Consider the following 14,898-nt stretch of genomic DNA (forward strand, 5'->3'; position numbering starts at 1 on the left):
AAGCTGCGCAGCAGCGCGGGGTGAGGTTGAGTGCGAGACGCTCAGGCCGGTCACCCTCACCCTTCCCATCGCTTACGCGATGGGCCCCCTCCCTCTCCCAAAGGGAGAGGGAAAATTACTCTCCAACACCCGCCGCAACCCTTCGATCGACGCCGCATAAAAAGCCTCGATCCGCGCCCCGATCACCTCAGGCGGCACCGTAAAATCCGTCGCGTCCGATCGCCACAGTATCTCGGTCCGCCCTGCCCCGAGCGACCGCAGGATCACATTGCCGTGCACTGCCTGTGCCGGCAGCGAATGCGGCGGCAATATCTGGTAGCGCAGCACATGCTTCACCGGGTCGATCGTCTCGAGCCGCTCGCGCACGCTGTTGCCGTTGCGCACGACGGTGCGGATCGCGCCCACACCTTTCCCCTCCACCGAACAGGCGCTGACACCATCCGCCCAGTCTTCCAGCCCGCCGAAGCAGGCGATCCGTGCCCAGACCGTCTCGATCGGGCGATCGAATTCGGCCGTCACGCGCGCATAGGTGATGGATGAACTTGTCATGCGTCTCGACTCCTGCGACAAGGTAAACCTAACAACGCTTTGTTAATGGCGTCAACCGGGAGCGGATATGGGGGCAAGACGGCTCGATGGCAGGATCGTCCTGATCACCGGCGCGGGTGGCGGCCTTGGCCGCAGCTATGCCCGTTACATCGCCGGGCTCGGCGCGCACGTCGTCGTCAACGATCTCGGCGTGGCGATGGACGGCACCGGCCGTTCGCCAATCCCGGCGGAGGAAGCGGTGGCGGAGATCGTCGCTGCCGGCGGCAGCGCGAGCGCGGACGCCTCCGATGTGACCTCGCCCGAGGAAAGCGCCGCTCTAATCACACGCCTGATCGCCGAGCATGGCCGGATCGACGCGCTGATCAACAATGCGGGTAATTTCCTGCCGCCCAAGCCCTTCACCGAGACGACGCTCGCCGAGTTCGAGCGCGTCTGGCGCAGCCATTGCGGCGGCACCTACAATCTCTGCCGCGCCGTACTGCCGCATATGCAGGCCGCGGATGCCGGGCGAATCGTCAATACCTGCTCGACTCAGGGGCTGTACGGCGCCGCGCCAAGCGCAGCCTATGCCTCGGCCAAGGCCGCGGTACAGGGGCTGACCCTGTCGATCGCCGCCGCCGTGCGCGGCACCGGCATCGCCGCCAATTGCCTCAGCCCCGGCGCCTTCACTCGCATGGTCGACGCAACCGAACGTCCGCCCGACTATACCGAAGCGCTCCGACGCAATCTCTCGCCCGATCTGGTGGCGCCGGTCGCGGCGTGGCTCTGCCATCCCGACTGCGCCGACAATGGCGCGATCGTCCAGGCCTTCGCCGGGTGGATCAGCTATGCCAGGATCGGCGATCTCGACGGCTTCTGGGATTTCGCGCCGAGCATCGATTCCGTCGCAGCCGGCCTCGCAACCTTGCCCGCCAACGGCCCCATCACCGGCGCCGCCGACACCGCGTCGCACGCCGCCGCCATCATCGCCCGGGCCGAAACCCGGCGTCCCCGCTGCTAGGAGAGAGACCATGCAAACCTTCACACCCGGCCTGCTCAAGGGCAAGACCGTCTTCATCGCCGGCGGCTCGAGCGGCATCAATCTCGGCATCGCCCACGGCCTGGCGGAGGCCGGCGCCCGTATCTCGATCATCAGCCGCAAGATCGACAAGGTCGAGGCCGCCGTCGCCGAACTCAAGGCCGCCGGCGCCGAGGCGATGGGCGCCGCCGCCGATGTCAGAGACTATGCCGCGGTCGAGGAAACGCTGCGCGCCACCCATGCCGCCTGGGGCGAGATCGACGGGGTCATCTCGGGCGCAGCGGGCAATTTCCTCGCGCCGGCGATCGGCATGTCGGCCAATGCCTTCAAGACAGTGATCGATATCGACCTGCTCGGCACCTTCAACGTGCTGCGCGCCAGTTACGAATTCCTGCGCAAGCCCGGCGCCTCGGTGATCTCGATCACCGCTGGCCAGGCGGTCAACGCGACCTTGTTCCAGAGTCATGTCTGCGCCGCCAAGGCGGGGATCAACATGCTCACCAAGGTGCTGGCGATGGAATGGGGGCCTGCGGGCGTGCGGGTCAATGCGATCGCGCCGGGGCCGATCGCCGATACCGAAGGCATGGCGCGGCTGACACCGACGCCCGAAGCCGAGGCTGCGCTTAAGGCGGTGATCCCGCTACGCGATTACGGCACCAAGCAGGACATCGCCGATCTCGCCATCTATTTGTGCAGCGATTCCGCCAAATATATCACCGGCGCGATCCTCGATTGCGACGGCGGCTCCTCGCTCGGACGCGGGCTCCAGCCCGCCAAGGGGTGAGGGCGATGGGCGACATCCGGATCGAGATTGCCGATCGGGTGATGACGATCATCCTCGACCGTGCGGCCAAGAAGAACGCGATCACCGATGCGATGTACGGTGACATCGCCGCCGCGTTGACCGGCGCGGCGGACGATCCGGCCATCGGGGCGATACTAATCCGTGGCGAAGGCGCCGATTTCTGCGCCGGCAACGACATCTCGATGTTCGCGGCTTCCGCGTCCGGCGAATCCGACATCGCCAAGTCGAATGTCGGGCCGTTCCTTCGCGCGCTCAGCACCTGCCCCAAACCGATCGTCGCCGCCGTCACCGGGCGGGCGATCGGCATCGGGGTGACGATGCTGCTCCACTGCGATCTCGTCTATGTCGCCGCGGACGCGCAGCTCAGCACGCCGTTCATCGATCTCGGCCTCGTCCCCGAAGCCGCCTCGGCGCTGCTGATCCCGGCGCGGATCGGCCATGTCCGCTCGTTCGCGCTGTTCGCGCTCGGCGAGAAGCTGAGCGGTGTCGAGGCCGCGACGCTCGGCATCGCCAACAAGGCGCTGCCGGCGGAGGAAGTCGCAGCGGCTGCATCGGCGGCGGCACGCGCGCTGGCCGCCAAGCCCCTGTCGGCGGTCATCGCCACCAAAGAGCTGATGCGCGATGCAGGGGCGATCGAGGCAGCACTGACCGCGGATCGCGACGCCTTCATCCGGCAGCTCGCAACGCCCGAGGCGGCCGCCGCGTTCGCCGCCTTTGCCGCGCGGAAAGGCCAGCCGGCTTGAGCACGCCGATCCATGTCGTCACCGACGAGAACATCCCCCTCCGCGGCGAGGTGCAAGGACCGGCAACGGCGCCCCTGGTGATGCTCCTCCACGGCGGCGGTCAGAGCCGCCATGCCTGGGCGGGCACGGCGCGACGGCTCGTCGAGGACGGCTTCGCGGTCGGCACCTATGACGCACGCGGGCATGGCGACAGCGGTTGGGCACCGGACAAGGATTATTCCATGCCCGCACACGCCCGGGACCTGGTGGCGGTATTGCGCGCGCTGGGCCGCCCGGCGGCGCTGGTCGGCGCGTCGATGGGCGGGATCAGCGGCCTGCTTGCCACCCCCTCCGTGCCCGATCTTGTCCGCGCACTGGTGCTGGTCGACATCGTGCCGCGCTTTGCGTCGGGCGGGGTCGAGCGAATCCGCGCTTTCATGCAGGCCCATCCCGAAGGCTTTGCCGCGCTTGAGGAAGCCGCGGCGGCGGTCCGGGCCTATAACCCCAACCGGCCCCCCTCGAAGACGCCTGACGGCCTGATGCGCTCGCTGCGCCAGGGACCTGACGGCCGGCTGCGCTGGCACTGGGACCCGGCAGTGGTCGGCGAGGCCCCCGGCCCCGAGCTGACCGAGCTGCTGAGCGAGAGGCTCGCCGGCCTGCCTGCGTCACTGCCGCTGATGCTGGTCTCCGGCGCCCAGAGCGACGTGGTCGATGCCGACGCGATCGAGGAATTCCGCCGCCAGGCGCCTCAGGCCGAACTGGTGGCGGTCTCGCGCGCCGGGCACATGGTCGCGGGCGACCGCAACGATGCCTTTGGCGAGGCGATCAGCGCGTTCCTGAAGCGGACCGCAATGTCATCTCAGACCGCGGGCGCCGCCCCATAGGTCTTCTTCAAGGCCGCCCGGTCGATCTTCAGTGTCGCGTTGCGCGGCATCTCGTCGATCAGGGCGAAATGCCGGGGCTGCTTGAACCGCGCGATGCGGTCGGCGGCATGCGCGAGCAACCCGTCGAGCGTCACCACGGCGCCCGGCATCGGCTCGACGATCGCCATGCCCACCTCCCCCCAGCGATCGTCGGGCACCGCGATCACGGCCACTTCCTTCACGCCCGGCGCGCCGGACAGCGCCAGCTCGACCTCGGCCGGATAGATATTCTCGCCGCCCGACCGGTACACCTCGCGCAGCCGGTCGACGATGTAGAGCCGCCCCGCCTCGTCCTGCCGCCCGCAATCGCCAGTGCGGAACCAGTCGCCGGTGAAATAATCCTCGCGCGGGCGGTTCCAATAGCCCGGCGTGATCGCCGGCCCGCGCGTCCAGATTTCGCCCACCTCGCCCTGCGCCACGTCGTTCCCGTCGGCATCGACCAGCCGCAGCTCGGTGCCCGGCATCACGAATCCCGAACAATTCTTCAGCGCCAGTTCGCGCCCGCCACTCAACACCGAGACGTTCGGACCCTGCTCGGTCGAGCCATAGGAGAGCTGCAGGAAGAAGCCGCGATCCTGCCATTTCTGGTGCACCCACACCGTCTTCGGCCCCCAGCCGCCGAACAGGCCTGTGCGCAACGCCGGGAACTCCGCCGCGTCGAACTGCGGCAAGGCAGTGATCATCTCGTACATCTGCAGCACGCCGCACAAATGGGTGATGCCCACTTCGGGGTCGGTCAGCAGCCGCAAGGTGACGGCCGGGTCGAAGCGCCGCGTCGTCGTCACATGCCCGCCCCAATAGAGCATCGGGTTGGACATGGTGTTGAGCGCACCGGCATGGAACAGCGGCACGATGTTGAGATGATGCCCGCCGCGCTCGGCCATGCGCGACACCTGCGCCTTGTTGAGCGCGTGATGCTTCAGTGTCCCCCAGCTGCACAATGCCCCCTTGGGCAGGCCGGTCGTGCCCGAGGTGTAGAGGACGTGCGTGATCTCGTCCTCGTCATGCGCGGTGACAGGCAATGTCTCGGTCGCCGCCTCGATCATCGCGTCATACCCGCTCGCAGCAAGATCGTCGGACCACAGCACGCGTGGCACGATGCCCACTGCGTCGGCGACGGCATCGCCGGTGGTCCGCCAGGTCTCGTCCTGGAAGATGATCTTCGGCTCGGCATCCTTCGCCAGAGTCACCATCTCGGCCACCGCCAGCCGCCAGCTCATCGGCACCAGGATCAGCCCGGCGCGCATGCAGGCGAATTGCAGCTCGAAGATACGGATATCGTTCTCGGCGATCATCGCCACCCGGTCGCGCGGCGCCAGGCCGAAGCGATGCCGCAGCAGCCAGGCCAGCCTTCCCACGCGCCGGTCGAGATCGCCCCAGCTCTGGGTCACGCCGCGCTCGACGCTGGTCAGCGCCGGCGCCTCGGGCTGGCGCGCCGCGTGATAGGCCACCCAGTCATGCACCCAGGGTTTCATGCGCGCGCTCCGCTTTTTTTGATGAAGATTTCCTGCGCGACCGAGGCGATCAGATTGCCCGCCTGATCGAAGAAGCGCCCGGTGGTGAAGCCGCGCCCGTCCGCCGCGCGCGACGATTCCTGGACATGGAGCAGCCAGCGGTCGACCCGCACCGGCATATGCAGCCAGAAGGCGTGGTCGAGCGAGGCGCCGAACATTCCCCGCGCCGCGATCAGGTCTTCCCACACGATCGGATGCTGCACCGTCACGGCATCGGCCATGGTCAGGTCGCTGGCGTAGAGCAGCACACAGGCATGGAGCAGCGGGTCGTCGGGCAACTCCTCGTCGACGCGCATCCACACGCGGTGGCGGCCATCGCCAAGGACCTTGTCCCACGGCCGGCGATCGACATGGCGCAGATCGATCGGCCAGGGCACCCCGGCATTTTTCGGCAAGTCGCCGTCGTGCAGCGCGATCAGCTCGACGTCGCGCGGCAGCACCGTCTCCGGCGCCGGCGCCTCGGGCATCGGCCATTGATGGCTGATCCCCGACCCCGGTGTCGCGAAGGAGAAGGTGGCGGTGATGATCGCCTGTCCGTCCTGCTCGGCGCGCACCTGACGGACGGAGAAGGACCGTGTGTCGCGCAGCCGATCGACGACATAGGTGACCGGCCGCGCCGGATCGCCGAGCCGCAGGAAATAGCAATGCGCCGAATTGACCTGCCGCTCGGGTTCGACGGTCCGCGCAGCGGCCATCAGCGCTTCGGCGAGACTTTGCCCGCCATAGACCCGGTCGAACGCGCCCGCGGCCGGCTCGATCACGAAGCGGTCCTCGCCCGCGCCTGCGATCCGCCCCATGCGCGCGATCAGGCGGCGCAGCATCGCCACGCGATCCTCGGCTGCGCGGTCGCGAAGCTCCTGCGTGATCTCGGTCAAACCATCCCCTCCGGCATTCTTTCGCGAAACGCTATCATTGCCGGATTCAATAATCAAACGATGTAAGGTAGCCAAGCCGGGCCGGGCACGATATTCGGGCAACATTCCAGGGGAGGATATGATGGACGCTGCTACCGACACCCGATTGCCGGCCGATGCCGAGATACTGGCCCGGCTGGTCGCGGCTCGACACAGTTGCCGTGGGTATCTGCCGACCCCCGTTGCGCACGCGACGATCGAGACGATGCTGCGGATCGCCCAGGGCACCGCTTCCTGGTGCAATTCCCAGCCCTGGCAGGCGATCGTGACCGAGGGGGAAGCGACCGAACGCTTCCGCGACGCGCTCTTCGCGCACGCGACGGGCAATCGCTGGGAGGACCAGAAGACTCGGCCCGAACAGCCCGACTTCGCCTTTCCCGCGCGCTATGTCGGCATCTACAAGGAACGCCAGCGCGAGACGGGCTGGGCGCTCTACAACAGCGTCGGCGTCACGCATGGCGACCGCGTCGGATCGGGCAAGCAGATGCTCGAGAATTTCCGCCTGTTCGGCGCCCCCCATGTGATGATCATCACCACCGAAGAGGATCTCGGAATCTACGGCGCGATCGACTGCGGCGCCTATGTCGCCAATGTCATGCTCGCCGCGCAGAGCCTCGGCATCGCCACCATCGCCCAGGCGGCGCTGGCCGGCGTGTCCGATTTCATTCGTGCCCATTTCGACATCCCGGCGCACCGCAAGATCGTCTGCGGCATTTCCTTCGGTTATGCCGATCCGGAGCATCCCGCCAACGGCTTCCGCACGACGCGTGTCGGGCTGGATCAGGTGGTCACGTTCGAGACGTGAACCTTCATCCTGCGAACCGCGCCGCGCCGCGTCCGGCGATCCGCCCGAAGATCAGTGCATTGCTGATATAATTTCCGCCTCCGACGTAACGCTCCCCGAGCACGCCACCCGCCGTCTCCCCGGCTGCGTACAGCCCCGCAATCGGCCGCGCGTCCGCCCCGAGCACCCGCGCATCGGGATCGATCCGCAACCCGGCCGAGGTCGCGCCGAAACTCGCCGCATGCACCTCGGCGGCATAGAAAGGTGCGGTCTCGATCGTCGTCAGCGTACCGTGTTTGAAGAACTGGTGATCACCCCCGGCCCGCACATCCTCATTGTAGCGCGCGACTGCCCCGGCCAGCCCGACCGGATCGACCCCTGCCTTTGCCGCCAGTCCCTCCAACGTCTCCGCCACCAGCACTCTGCCCTTCGCCGCTTCCTCGGCGAGCCGGTCGCCGGAATAAGCGAAATCGCCTACCCCCAGCTTGTCGGCGAAAGGGTGCCGCGAGGGCGAAGCGGCGCGCGTCGGTTCGTCGAAAATCGCGAAGCATAGCCGGTCGGGCTGTTGTTCGATCCGGTGGCCGGCGATGCAATAGGGCCAGGTTTCGTCCATGAAGCGCTGGCCGTGGCGATTGACGAACACCAGCCAGGGCGGATGGAAATCGGCGACGTCGCGCGAAAAACCCGGCGACGCGTTGACCAGCAGCCGGCCCTCTCCAACCACCGCCGCCCCGAGGTCGCGCGCCATACGGATGCCGTCCCCCTGGCTCGTCTCCGATCCGAAATAGAAGGACCAGCGCACATCCTGCCCGGCGATATCCGGGTTGAACGCCGCGAGCAGGTCGCGATTGGCGCCATATCCGCCCGTCGCCAGCACCACCGCGCCGGCACGCATCTTCGCGCCCTGCGCGACGATGCCGACGATGCGGCCATCTTCGACCAGCAGCGAGTCGACCCGGACGTTGCAATGGATCGCCGCGCCTCGCGCCACGGCCGCGCCGTGCAGATGCTCGAACAGCGCGGCGCCTGAGCCGCGGGTGTGATGCCCGCGCGGCACGTCTTCGACGCCGGAGATATAGAGCCCCTCGACCGGCATCTCGACACCGAGCCCGAGCAGCCATTCGAGCGTCGGCGCGGATTCCTCGCAGAAGCGCCGGATCAACCAGGGCTCCAGGTTCCAGCGGTTGAAAGTCATGTAATAGCAATACATCCGCTCGACATCGTCGGCGACGCCGGCGGCTCGCTGCACGCTGGTGCCGGCGGCATAGAACACCCCGCCCGACAGCGCCGTCGACCCGCCCGCGCGCTTGCCCGCCTCGAGCACGGTCACCGACGCGCCGCTGTCCGCCGCCTCGATCGCCGCGGCCATGCCCGCGCCGCCGCCACCAACGATCAGGACATCGCAGTCACGCATGGGCTATCCTATGCCTGCGGTACCAGCAGCCGGCCCGGATGTTCGAGCAGGTCGACGATCGTCGCGAGAAAGCGCGCGGCCCCTGCCCCATCGATCGTGCGGTGATCGCAGGCGAGGCTGAGAGTCACTTCCTGCACTGCCAGTGGAGCGCCATCTGGGCCCGGCCGGAACACCGCCTGCGGCGCGCCGACGCCGAGCATGAAGCTCTGGTCGGGATCGATGATCGGGGTGAGCGAGCGCACCGCGAACATGCCGACATTGGAGATACCGATCGCCGCCTCGCCCGCATCGGCCGCGCCGATCCGTCCCTGCCGCGCCCGCTCGATCGCGCCGTCTAGCGCATCGGCGAACGTGTAAATGCCGCCCGTCGCCGGCACCACCGGCGCCATCACCCCGCCCGGCGTATCGACCGCGATCCCGATCGCGATCCGCGACAAGGGCTCGGCGCGGTTGCCGCGCCACACGACATTCGCCTCGGGCACCAGCACGAGCGCGCGGGCGACAGCGATCGCCAGGAAAGCGGTTACGCTCAACTTGCGCGGTGCCTGCGGATCGGTGTTGAGATCGCCGCGCAGCGCGTTCAGCGCATCGAATCGCACATCGGCGGTCACGTAGAAATGCGGGATTTCCGCCTTGCTGCGCGACACGCGCGCCGCAATCAGCGGACGAAGGTCGCGGCCCGTTGCGGACGTCGACCGGGCGGGCTTCGCGTGGCGCGCGTCGATCGCCGCCTGGACATCGCGCGCCTGGATGCGGCCACGCGCACCTGTCCCCGCGATCTGCGCAATCTCGATCCCGCCGAGCTTCGCCAACCGCCGGGCAAAGGGTGTGGATCGGATTCGCTGAGCGCCGGTGGATGAGGTTGCGACCAATGCGTCCATGTCCGGCTGCGGCGATATGGCCGCCGCCTCAGCCGGGACAACCGGCGGCGCGCCGACGATGCCCGGCCCGGTCCACATCGCCAGAGGCGTGCCGACATCGACCGTATCGCCGGCCTCGACCAGCAACGAGACGATCCGGCCCGGTGCTGGTGCCTCGATCTCGTTGCTGATCTTGTCGGTCTCGACCACGAACAGGACCTGACCCGCGGCGACCTCATCGCCCGGCGCGACCAGCCACTCGGCGATCAACCCCTCGGACATGGTCAGGCCGAGCTTGGGCATGACGATCGCGGCGGGCGCATCCTCAGTCATAGGTCGCCCGCGCCGCATCGACGATCTGCGCCGCGCCCGGCATATATTCCACCTCGAGCGTGCGCCCGAACGGCACCGGCATGAAGGCGCCGCCGACCCGCACGATCGGCCCGTCGAGCTCGTCGAACCCCACCTGCGCCATTCGCGCGGCGATCTCCGCGCCCACGCCGAACGCCTCGACCGCTTCGTGCGCGACGACCAGCCGGTGCGTGCGCGAGAGCGACTCCAGCACCGCGGCCTCGTCCCAGGGTTGCACGGTGCGCAGGTCGATCACCTCGGCATCGATCCCCTCGCCCGCGAGCGTCTCCGCCGCGGCCAGCGCCTTGTGCACCATCGCGCCATAGCTGACGATCGTCACGTCGCTGCCGGCCCGCGCGATCCGTGCCTTGCCGAGCGGCACTGGCGCTGGCGCGTCGGACAGGTCGCCCTTCATCGGATAGAGCGCCTTGTTCTCGACGAAGATCACCGGATTGGGATCGTCGATGGCGCTCTGCAGCAGCGCATAGGCGTCATCCAGTGTCGCCGGCACCACCACTTTCAGCCCCGGGACATGCGCGAACCACACCTCCAGGCACTGCGAATGCTGCGGCCCGGCGTTGAGCCCGCCGCCATGCTGGGTGCGCACCACCATCGGCACCGCACCCTGCCCGCCGAACATGAAATGGAGCTTGGCCGCCTGGTTGACGACGGCGTCCATCGTCAAGGTCATGAAGTCCATGAACATGATCTCGATCACCGGACGATACCCGCCCAGCGCGAGACCGACGGCCATGCCGGCAATGGCATTCTCGGCAATCGGCATGTCGATCACCCGGTCGGCACCATATTTGTCGAGCAGCCCGCGCGTCACCGCGAAGGTGCCGCCGGCATTGGCGATATCCTCGCCGAGCAGCAGCACCCGGGGATCGCGCGCCATGGCGTCATCGAGCGAGCGGTTGATCGCATGGGCGAAACGGGCCTCGCTCATCGCGCCGCCCCCGCCGCATAGACTTCGGCCTGTGCGGCGCTCAGCGACTCTTCGGTGCTCAGCCGGGCTGCCTCGACTGCCTGCTGGACCCTGGCACGGATGCCTCCCTCCAGCCCCTCGAGTTCCGCGATGGCGACACCGCGCTCCTCGAGCGCCGCGCGCGTGATGCTCAGCGGATCGACCGGCGGCGCAGGGTCGTTGCGATAACGCTGGGAATCGCCCTCATAATGGCCCCTGATGCGCGTCGTGGAGCATTCCAGGACGATCGGCCCACGCTCGCGCCTGATCCGCGCGACGAGATCGGCGGCCAGCGCGGCGACCTTCTCCACATCCGATCCGTCGATCCCGAAATAGGGGATGGTATACGCCGCCGCGAGCTTCTCCAGCGTGAAGGTCACCTGGGTCGAGGTCGGGCTGAATTCCGACCAGCCGTTATTCTCGCACACGAACAGGATCGGAATGGTTTTGAGCTGGGCGATATTCAGGCATTCGTGGATGATGCCCTCGGCCAGTGCGCCATCGCCGAAAAAGGACGCCGCCAGCCCGTCGCCGCCGCGCAGCTTCTGGGCGAGACCCGACCCAAGCGCGATGGCGATCCCGCCGCCGACGATGCCGTTGGCGCCGAGCATGCCGACCGACAGGTCCGCGACATGCATCGATCCGCCGCGTCCCTTGCAGGCGCCATCCGCCTTGCCCATCAGTTCGCGGAAGAAGCCGTCGAGGCCGAGCCCCTTGGCCAGGGCATGACCGTGCCCGCGATGCGTCGAGGCGATCGTATCGTCGGGTCGCAGCGAGGCCATCACGCCGACGCTGATGCCCTCCTGCCCGTCGCTCAGATGAATGAAGCCGGGAATCTCGCCCGCGGCGAACAATGCGCCGCAGCTCTTCTCCGCCTCGCGGATCAGCACCATGCTCCGATACAGCTCGATCAGCGCCGGGCCGCCCTCGTTGCGGCCATGGGGCGGGGTTTCAATCTGAATGCTCACGCGTGCTCCCCATGCCGCGACTCAAAGCCCCTCCCCTTCAGGGGAGGGGCTTAGAAGGTTCAGCCGACCGGCATCGGCGTCGGCGTGGCGCGATATTTCGGCACGGTGGAACGTTCGAACGGCCCCTCGTAATCGGGCTCGGTCGCCGGCGAATTGTCCACCAGGATCTCTTCCGCATATTGGGTGTCGCTCGCGTCGATCGGCCGCGTGTCATAGGTCCATTCGACGAGATTGCCGTCCGGATCGAAGGTGTAGATCGACCGGATGAACTCGTGATCGGTCATCGACACATGATAGCCATTGTCGAGCCAGTTCTTCTTGCGCTGCTGGAGCTCCTCTTCGCCGCCCTTGCAGTTGAAGGCGAAGTGATTGACCCAGCGCGGCAGGCCGAGGCCGGTCGAGATCGCGCCGCGCCATTCGTCGGGGTTGAGCTGAATGCCCTCGATCCCGCGCAAATCCCACAGCGCCATCGTCTGGCCGTCGCCGATGTCGTAGAACATGTGCTTGGTCCAGCCGCCGCCCGGCGCCTGGCGCTTCACGCCCGCGACAAGCGGAAAGCCCATCACCTCGGTGTAGAAATGATGCGAGGTGTCGAAGTCCTTCGCCGCGATCGCAAAGTGGTGAACGCCCATCCCGATATCCTCTCGTTGCTCCGCCGACCGCCTGAAGCGCGGCACCGTTCCGAGTCATAACCTAACATCGACAGAATTGACGGGCAACAGCTTTGTGAAGGCTCTTCTACAGGTGTGAGCGGCCGCTGCAGCACACCCTTTCAGGCGCTGGCCAATCACTGATTACGAAAGCCTATTGCGATTCGAAACATACACTGTAAGAGAAGTTCAAACGTCGATACGGGAGGGATGCATGGAACTCGCACTTATGTCGTTGGGCGACATCATGGACGATCCCGTGACGGGGCGCCGGTTCTCCGCGAGCGAGCGCTATGGGATGACGCTGGACGCGGCCGAGGTCGCCGACCGGACCGGCATCCAGGGCTATTATGTCGGCGAGCATCACGGCATCAACTACACCTTCTCGTCGCCCGCCGTGGTGCTGGCGGCGATCGCCGAGCGCACCACCCGGCTGCGCCTCGGCACCTCTGTGGCGCTCGCCGCCAATCTCGATCCGCTGCGGATGGTGGAGGATTATGCCACCGTCGACGTGATCTCGAACGGTCGGCTGGAGCTGGTCACCGGGCGCGGCAACTTCTTCGAGAAGACCTATGACCTGTTCGGCCAGTCGGCCGCCGATTCGCCCGCCCGCTTTGCCGAGGCGATGGAGCTGGCCTGCCTGTTATGGTCGGGCGAGCCGGTCCATTGGCAGGGGCAGTTCCGCCCGCCGATCACTGGCCAGCATCTCGAGCCGACCCCGATTCAGCGCGAACGCCCCCCCTTCTGGGTCGGCGGCGGCAGCTCGCCGACGACGGCGAAGCTCGCCGGCAGACTCGGCCTCAACCTGATGCTGCCCAGCGCCTTCGGTAAGCCCGACAAGTTCGTCGCGGTCGCCGATATCTATCGCGAGGCGTTCGCCGAAGCGGGCCACAAGCACGCCGCACGCGTCGGCGCGTGCTGGCATGGCTGGGTCGGCAAGACCGATGCCATCGCCCGCGAGCGCTACGAACCGCGTTACGCGGGGTATCACGCCTTCAACCAGGCGATGATCAAGAGCGTGAACGACAACCCGCCCGCCTATCTCACCTCGACCTTCGATTACGAGTTCCTGTCGACTCAGGGCCCGGCGATCGTCGGCGGGCCGGCGAAGTTCGCCGACCGGCTGATCGAACTCAGCAATCTGGTCGGCGCCGACGTCAACCTGATCAAGATGGACATGGGCGGCGTGCCGCGCGAAGAATATGTCGAGATGGTCGAGATATTGGGAAATGAGGTCGTGCCGCAACTCGGCGCACAGCCGCGCCCGGCACTGGCCGCGAACGCCTGACCGTGGCGCAGGCCAGCCAGGCCGGCCGCGGCCCGCTTTCCGGGCTGCGCGTCCTCGATCTGAGCGGACTCGGCCCCGCGCCCTTTGCGACGATGATGCTCGCCGATTTCGGCGCCAGCGTGCTGAGCGTCCGGCGTCCCGATCCGATGCCCTTCGACCCCGCCGTCGCGATGTCGCGCGGCAAGGATGCGATCGGGCTCGATCTGCGCTCGCCCGGCGGGCAGGAAACCGCGCGGCGGCTGGCCCGGTCGGTCGATATCCTGGTCGAGGGTTTCCGCCCCGGTGTGATGGAGCGGCTCGGCCTTGGGCCCGATGCGTTGATCGCGGCCAATCCTGGTCTGATCTACGCCAGGCTGACCGGCTGGGGGCAAAGCGGCCCCTATGCGACGCGCGCGGGGCACGACATCAATTATCTGGCCATTTCCGGCGCACTCAACGTGACCGGCGAGGACAAGCCGACCGCGCCGCCCGGCCTGCTCGGCGATCTCGCCAACGGCTCCTACACCTTGATGATCGGCGTGCTGATGGCGCTGGTCGAACGGCAGCGCACCGGCCAGGGCCAGGTGGTCGACGCCGCGATCGTCGACGGCGCTTCCTATATGCTCGGCGCGATGTTCGGCGAGCTGGAACTGGGGTTGTGGGACGGCGACCCGGCCCATTCGATGCTCATCGGCAAGGCGCCTTTCTACGGCGTCTATCGCTGTGCCGACGACAAATGGTTCTCGGTCGGCGCCATCGAGCAGAAATTCTATGCGGCGATGCTTGCCATCCTGGGGCTGACCGATGTCGATGCCACGGCACAAGCGCAGATGGACCGGTCGTCATGGCCGGCGCTGCGCGAGCGGGTGGCGGCAGCGTTCCGGACAAAATCTCAGGCCGAGTGGACTCCGCTGTTCGCGGCGATCGATTCCTGCGGCGCGCCGGTGCTGACGGTGGACGAGCTTGCCCACGATCCGCACAATGCCGCACGGGCGACGGTGACGGTGGATGACGGGGGCGTACTCACTGCCGCGCCGGCGCCGCGCCTGTCGGGCCATCCCGATCTCGTCACCGCGATCAACCCGCGCACCGCGCGACCGGCAACCGAGATCCTGGCCGAGGCGGGGTTTGAGGCGGCGGAGATCGACGGGCTGATCGCCGACAAGGTGGTCTGGTCGCTATAGGTTGCGCC

15 protein-coding genes are annotated in these 14,898 nt (G+C 67.5%); 7 read left to right on the forward strand and 8 right to left on the reverse strand.

Annotation, left to right across the window (positions count from 1 at the left end):
- Positions 1–72 precede the first annotated feature (72 nt).
- Positions 73–549, reverse strand: coding sequence for an SRPBCC family protein (locus tag WC729_RS11855; protein ID WP_372852869.1), 477 nt, complete (start codon positions 547–549; stop codon positions 73–75).
- A 67-nt stretch (positions 550–616) separates the two neighbouring features.
- Here WC729_RS11855 and WC729_RS11860 point away from each other — a divergent pair, with 67 nt between their 5' ends.
- From WC729_RS11860 to WC729_RS11875, 4 genes are read left to right on the forward strand one after another with little or no spacing between them, the layout of a single operon-like run.
- The gene (locus WC729_RS11860; protein WP_372852871.1) at positions 617–1,549 is read left to right on the forward strand and encodes an SDR family NAD(P)-dependent oxidoreductase; all 933 of its coding nucleotides are present in this window, start codon (positions 617–619) and stop codon (positions 1,547–1,549) included.
- A 10-nt stretch (positions 1,550–1,559) separates the two neighbouring features.
- The gene (locus WC729_RS11865) at positions 1,560–2,351 is read left to right on the forward strand and encodes an SDR family oxidoreductase (protein WP_372852873.1); all 792 of its coding nucleotides are present in this window, start codon (positions 1,560–1,562) and stop codon (positions 2,349–2,351) included.
- Positions 2,352–2,356: 5 nt separating this feature from the next.
- Positions 2,357–3,115, forward strand: coding sequence for an enoyl-CoA hydratase-related protein (locus WC729_RS11870; protein ID WP_372852875.1), 759 nt, complete (start codon positions 2,357–2,359; stop codon positions 3,113–3,115).
- Positions 3,112–3,978 carry an alpha/beta fold hydrolase gene (locus WC729_RS11875; protein WP_372852878.1) on the forward strand — a complete coding sequence of 289 codons (867 nt, stop codon included), beginning with the start codon at positions 3,112–3,114 and terminating at the stop codon, positions 3,976–3,978. The genes WC729_RS11870 and WC729_RS11875 overlap by 4 nt, the downstream gene beginning before the upstream one ends.
- On the opposite strand, the gene WC729_RS11880 is transcribed toward WC729_RS11875, so the two are convergent.
- Positions 3,954–5,492 carry a class I adenylate-forming enzyme family protein gene (locus WC729_RS11880; RefSeq protein WP_372852881.1) on the reverse strand — a complete coding sequence of 513 codons (1,539 nt, stop codon included), beginning with the start codon at positions 5,490–5,492 and terminating at the stop codon, positions 3,954–3,956. The two genes, WC729_RS11875 and WC729_RS11880, sit on opposite strands and share 25 nt — an antisense overlap.
- Entirely contained in the window at positions 5,489–6,406 is a 918-nt protein-coding gene (locus WC729_RS11885) for an acyl-CoA thioesterase (RefSeq protein ID WP_372852884.1), read from the reverse strand. The genes WC729_RS11880 and WC729_RS11885 overlap by 4 nt, the downstream gene beginning before the upstream one ends.
- Positions 6,407–6,527: 121 nt before the next feature.
- On the opposite strand from WC729_RS11885, the gene WC729_RS11890 reads away from it, so the two are divergent.
- Entirely contained in the window at positions 6,528–7,250 is a 723-nt protein-coding gene (locus WC729_RS11890; protein WP_372852886.1) for a nitroreductase, read from the forward strand.
- A 4-nt stretch (positions 7,251–7,254) separates the two neighbouring features.
- Here WC729_RS11890 and WC729_RS11895 read toward each other — a convergent pair whose 3' ends face one another.
- Genes WC729_RS11895 through WC729_RS11915 form a run of 5 tightly spaced genes read right to left on the reverse strand, consistent with a single transcriptional unit; the run spans position 7,255 to position 12,421 of the window.
- Positions 7,255–8,643 (reverse strand): FAD-dependent oxidoreductase, encoded by a 1,389-nt coding sequence (locus WC729_RS11895; protein ID WP_372852888.1) that lies wholly within the window; start codon positions 8,641–8,643, stop codon positions 7,255–7,257.
- A gap of 8 nt (positions 8,644–8,651) precedes the next feature.
- On the reverse strand, positions 8,652–9,836 hold the full coding sequence (locus WC729_RS11900; protein ID WP_372852890.1) for a dihydrolipoamide acetyltransferase family protein: 1,185 nt from the start codon (positions 9,834–9,836) through the stop codon (positions 8,652–8,654).
- On the reverse strand, positions 9,829–10,803 hold the full coding sequence (locus tag WC729_RS11905; RefSeq protein WP_372852892.1) for an alpha-ketoacid dehydrogenase subunit beta: 975 nt from the start codon (positions 10,801–10,803) through the stop codon (positions 9,829–9,831). The genes WC729_RS11900 and WC729_RS11905 overlap by 8 nt, the downstream gene beginning before the upstream one ends.
- A complete protein-coding gene (locus WC729_RS11910) occupies positions 10,800–11,789 on the reverse strand; it encodes a thiamine pyrophosphate-dependent dehydrogenase E1 component subunit alpha (protein WP_372852894.1) in 990 nt (329 codons plus the stop codon). The genes WC729_RS11905 and WC729_RS11910 overlap by 4 nt, the downstream gene beginning before the upstream one ends.
- Positions 11,790–11,848: 59 nt before the next feature.
- On the reverse strand, positions 11,849–12,421 hold the full coding sequence (locus WC729_RS11915) for a VOC family protein (protein ID WP_372852896.1): 573 nt from the start codon (positions 12,419–12,421) through the stop codon (positions 11,849–11,851).
- A 232-nt stretch (positions 12,422–12,653) separates the two neighbouring features.
- Here WC729_RS11915 and WC729_RS11920 point away from each other — a divergent pair, with 232 nt between their 5' ends.
- Both WC729_RS11920 and WC729_RS11925 read left to right on the forward strand, forming a co-directional pair.
- Positions 12,654–13,727, forward strand: a complete 1,074-nt coding sequence (locus WC729_RS11920) for an LLM class flavin-dependent oxidoreductase (RefSeq protein ID WP_372852898.1) — start codon at positions 12,654–12,656, stop codon at positions 13,725–13,727.
- 2 nt (positions 13,728–13,729) lie between these two features.
- Positions 13,730–14,890: a CaiB/BaiF CoA transferase family protein gene (locus WC729_RS11925; protein WP_372852900.1), complete on the forward strand. Its 1,161-nt coding sequence runs from the start codon at positions 13,730–13,732 to the stop codon at positions 14,888–14,890.
- The last annotated feature ends 8 nt before the right edge of the window (positions 14,891–14,898 follow it).

The organism is Sphingomonas sp., from assembly GCF_041661825.1.
Lineage (GTDB): Bacteria > Pseudomonadota > Alphaproteobacteria > Sphingomonadales > Sphingomonadaceae > Sphingomonas.

What these genes read in the sequence shown, in the direction of transcription:
- WC729_RS11915 (WP_372852896.1), bottom strand. Translation starts at nt 12,421, where the DNA reads ATGGGCGTTCACCACTTTGCGATCGCGGCGAAGGACTTCGACACCTCG.
- WC729_RS11870 (WP_372852875.1), top strand. Translation starts at nt 2,357, where the DNA reads ATGGGCGACATCCGGATCGAGATTGCCGATCGGGTGATGACGATCATC.
- WC729_RS11920 (WP_372852898.1), top strand. Translation starts at nt 12,654, where the DNA reads ATGGAACTCGCACTTATGTCGTTGGGCGACATCATGGACGATCCCGTG.
- WC729_RS11860 (WP_372852871.1), top strand. Translation starts at nt 617, where the DNA reads ATGGGGGCAAGACGGCTCGATGGCAGGATCGTCCTGATCACCGGCGCG.
- WC729_RS11895 (WP_372852888.1), bottom strand. Translation starts at nt 8,643, where the DNA reads ATGCGTGACTGCGATGTCCTGATCGTTGGTGGCGGCGGCGCGGGCATG.
- WC729_RS11890 (WP_372852886.1), top strand. Translation starts at nt 6,528, where the DNA reads ATGGACGCTGCTACCGACACCCGATTGCCGGCCGATGCCGAGATACTG.
- WC729_RS11855 (WP_372852869.1), bottom strand. Translation starts at nt 549, where the DNA reads ATGACAAGTTCATCCATCACCTATGCGCGCGTGACGGCCGAATTCGAT.
- WC729_RS11865 (WP_372852873.1), top strand. Translation starts at nt 1,560, where the DNA reads ATGCAAACCTTCACACCCGGCCTGCTCAAGGGCAAGACCGTCTTCATC.
- WC729_RS11880 (WP_372852881.1), bottom strand. Translation starts at nt 5,492, where the DNA reads ATGAAACCCTGGGTGCATGACTGGGTGGCCTATCACGCGGCGCGCCAG.
- WC729_RS11905 (WP_372852892.1), bottom strand. Translation starts at nt 10,803, where the DNA reads ATGAGCGAGGCCCGTTTCGCCCATGCGATCAACCGCTCGCTCGATGAC.
- WC729_RS11900 (WP_372852890.1), bottom strand. Translation starts at nt 9,836, where the DNA reads ATGACTGAGGATGCGCCCGCCGCGATCGTCATGCCCAAGCTCGGCCTG.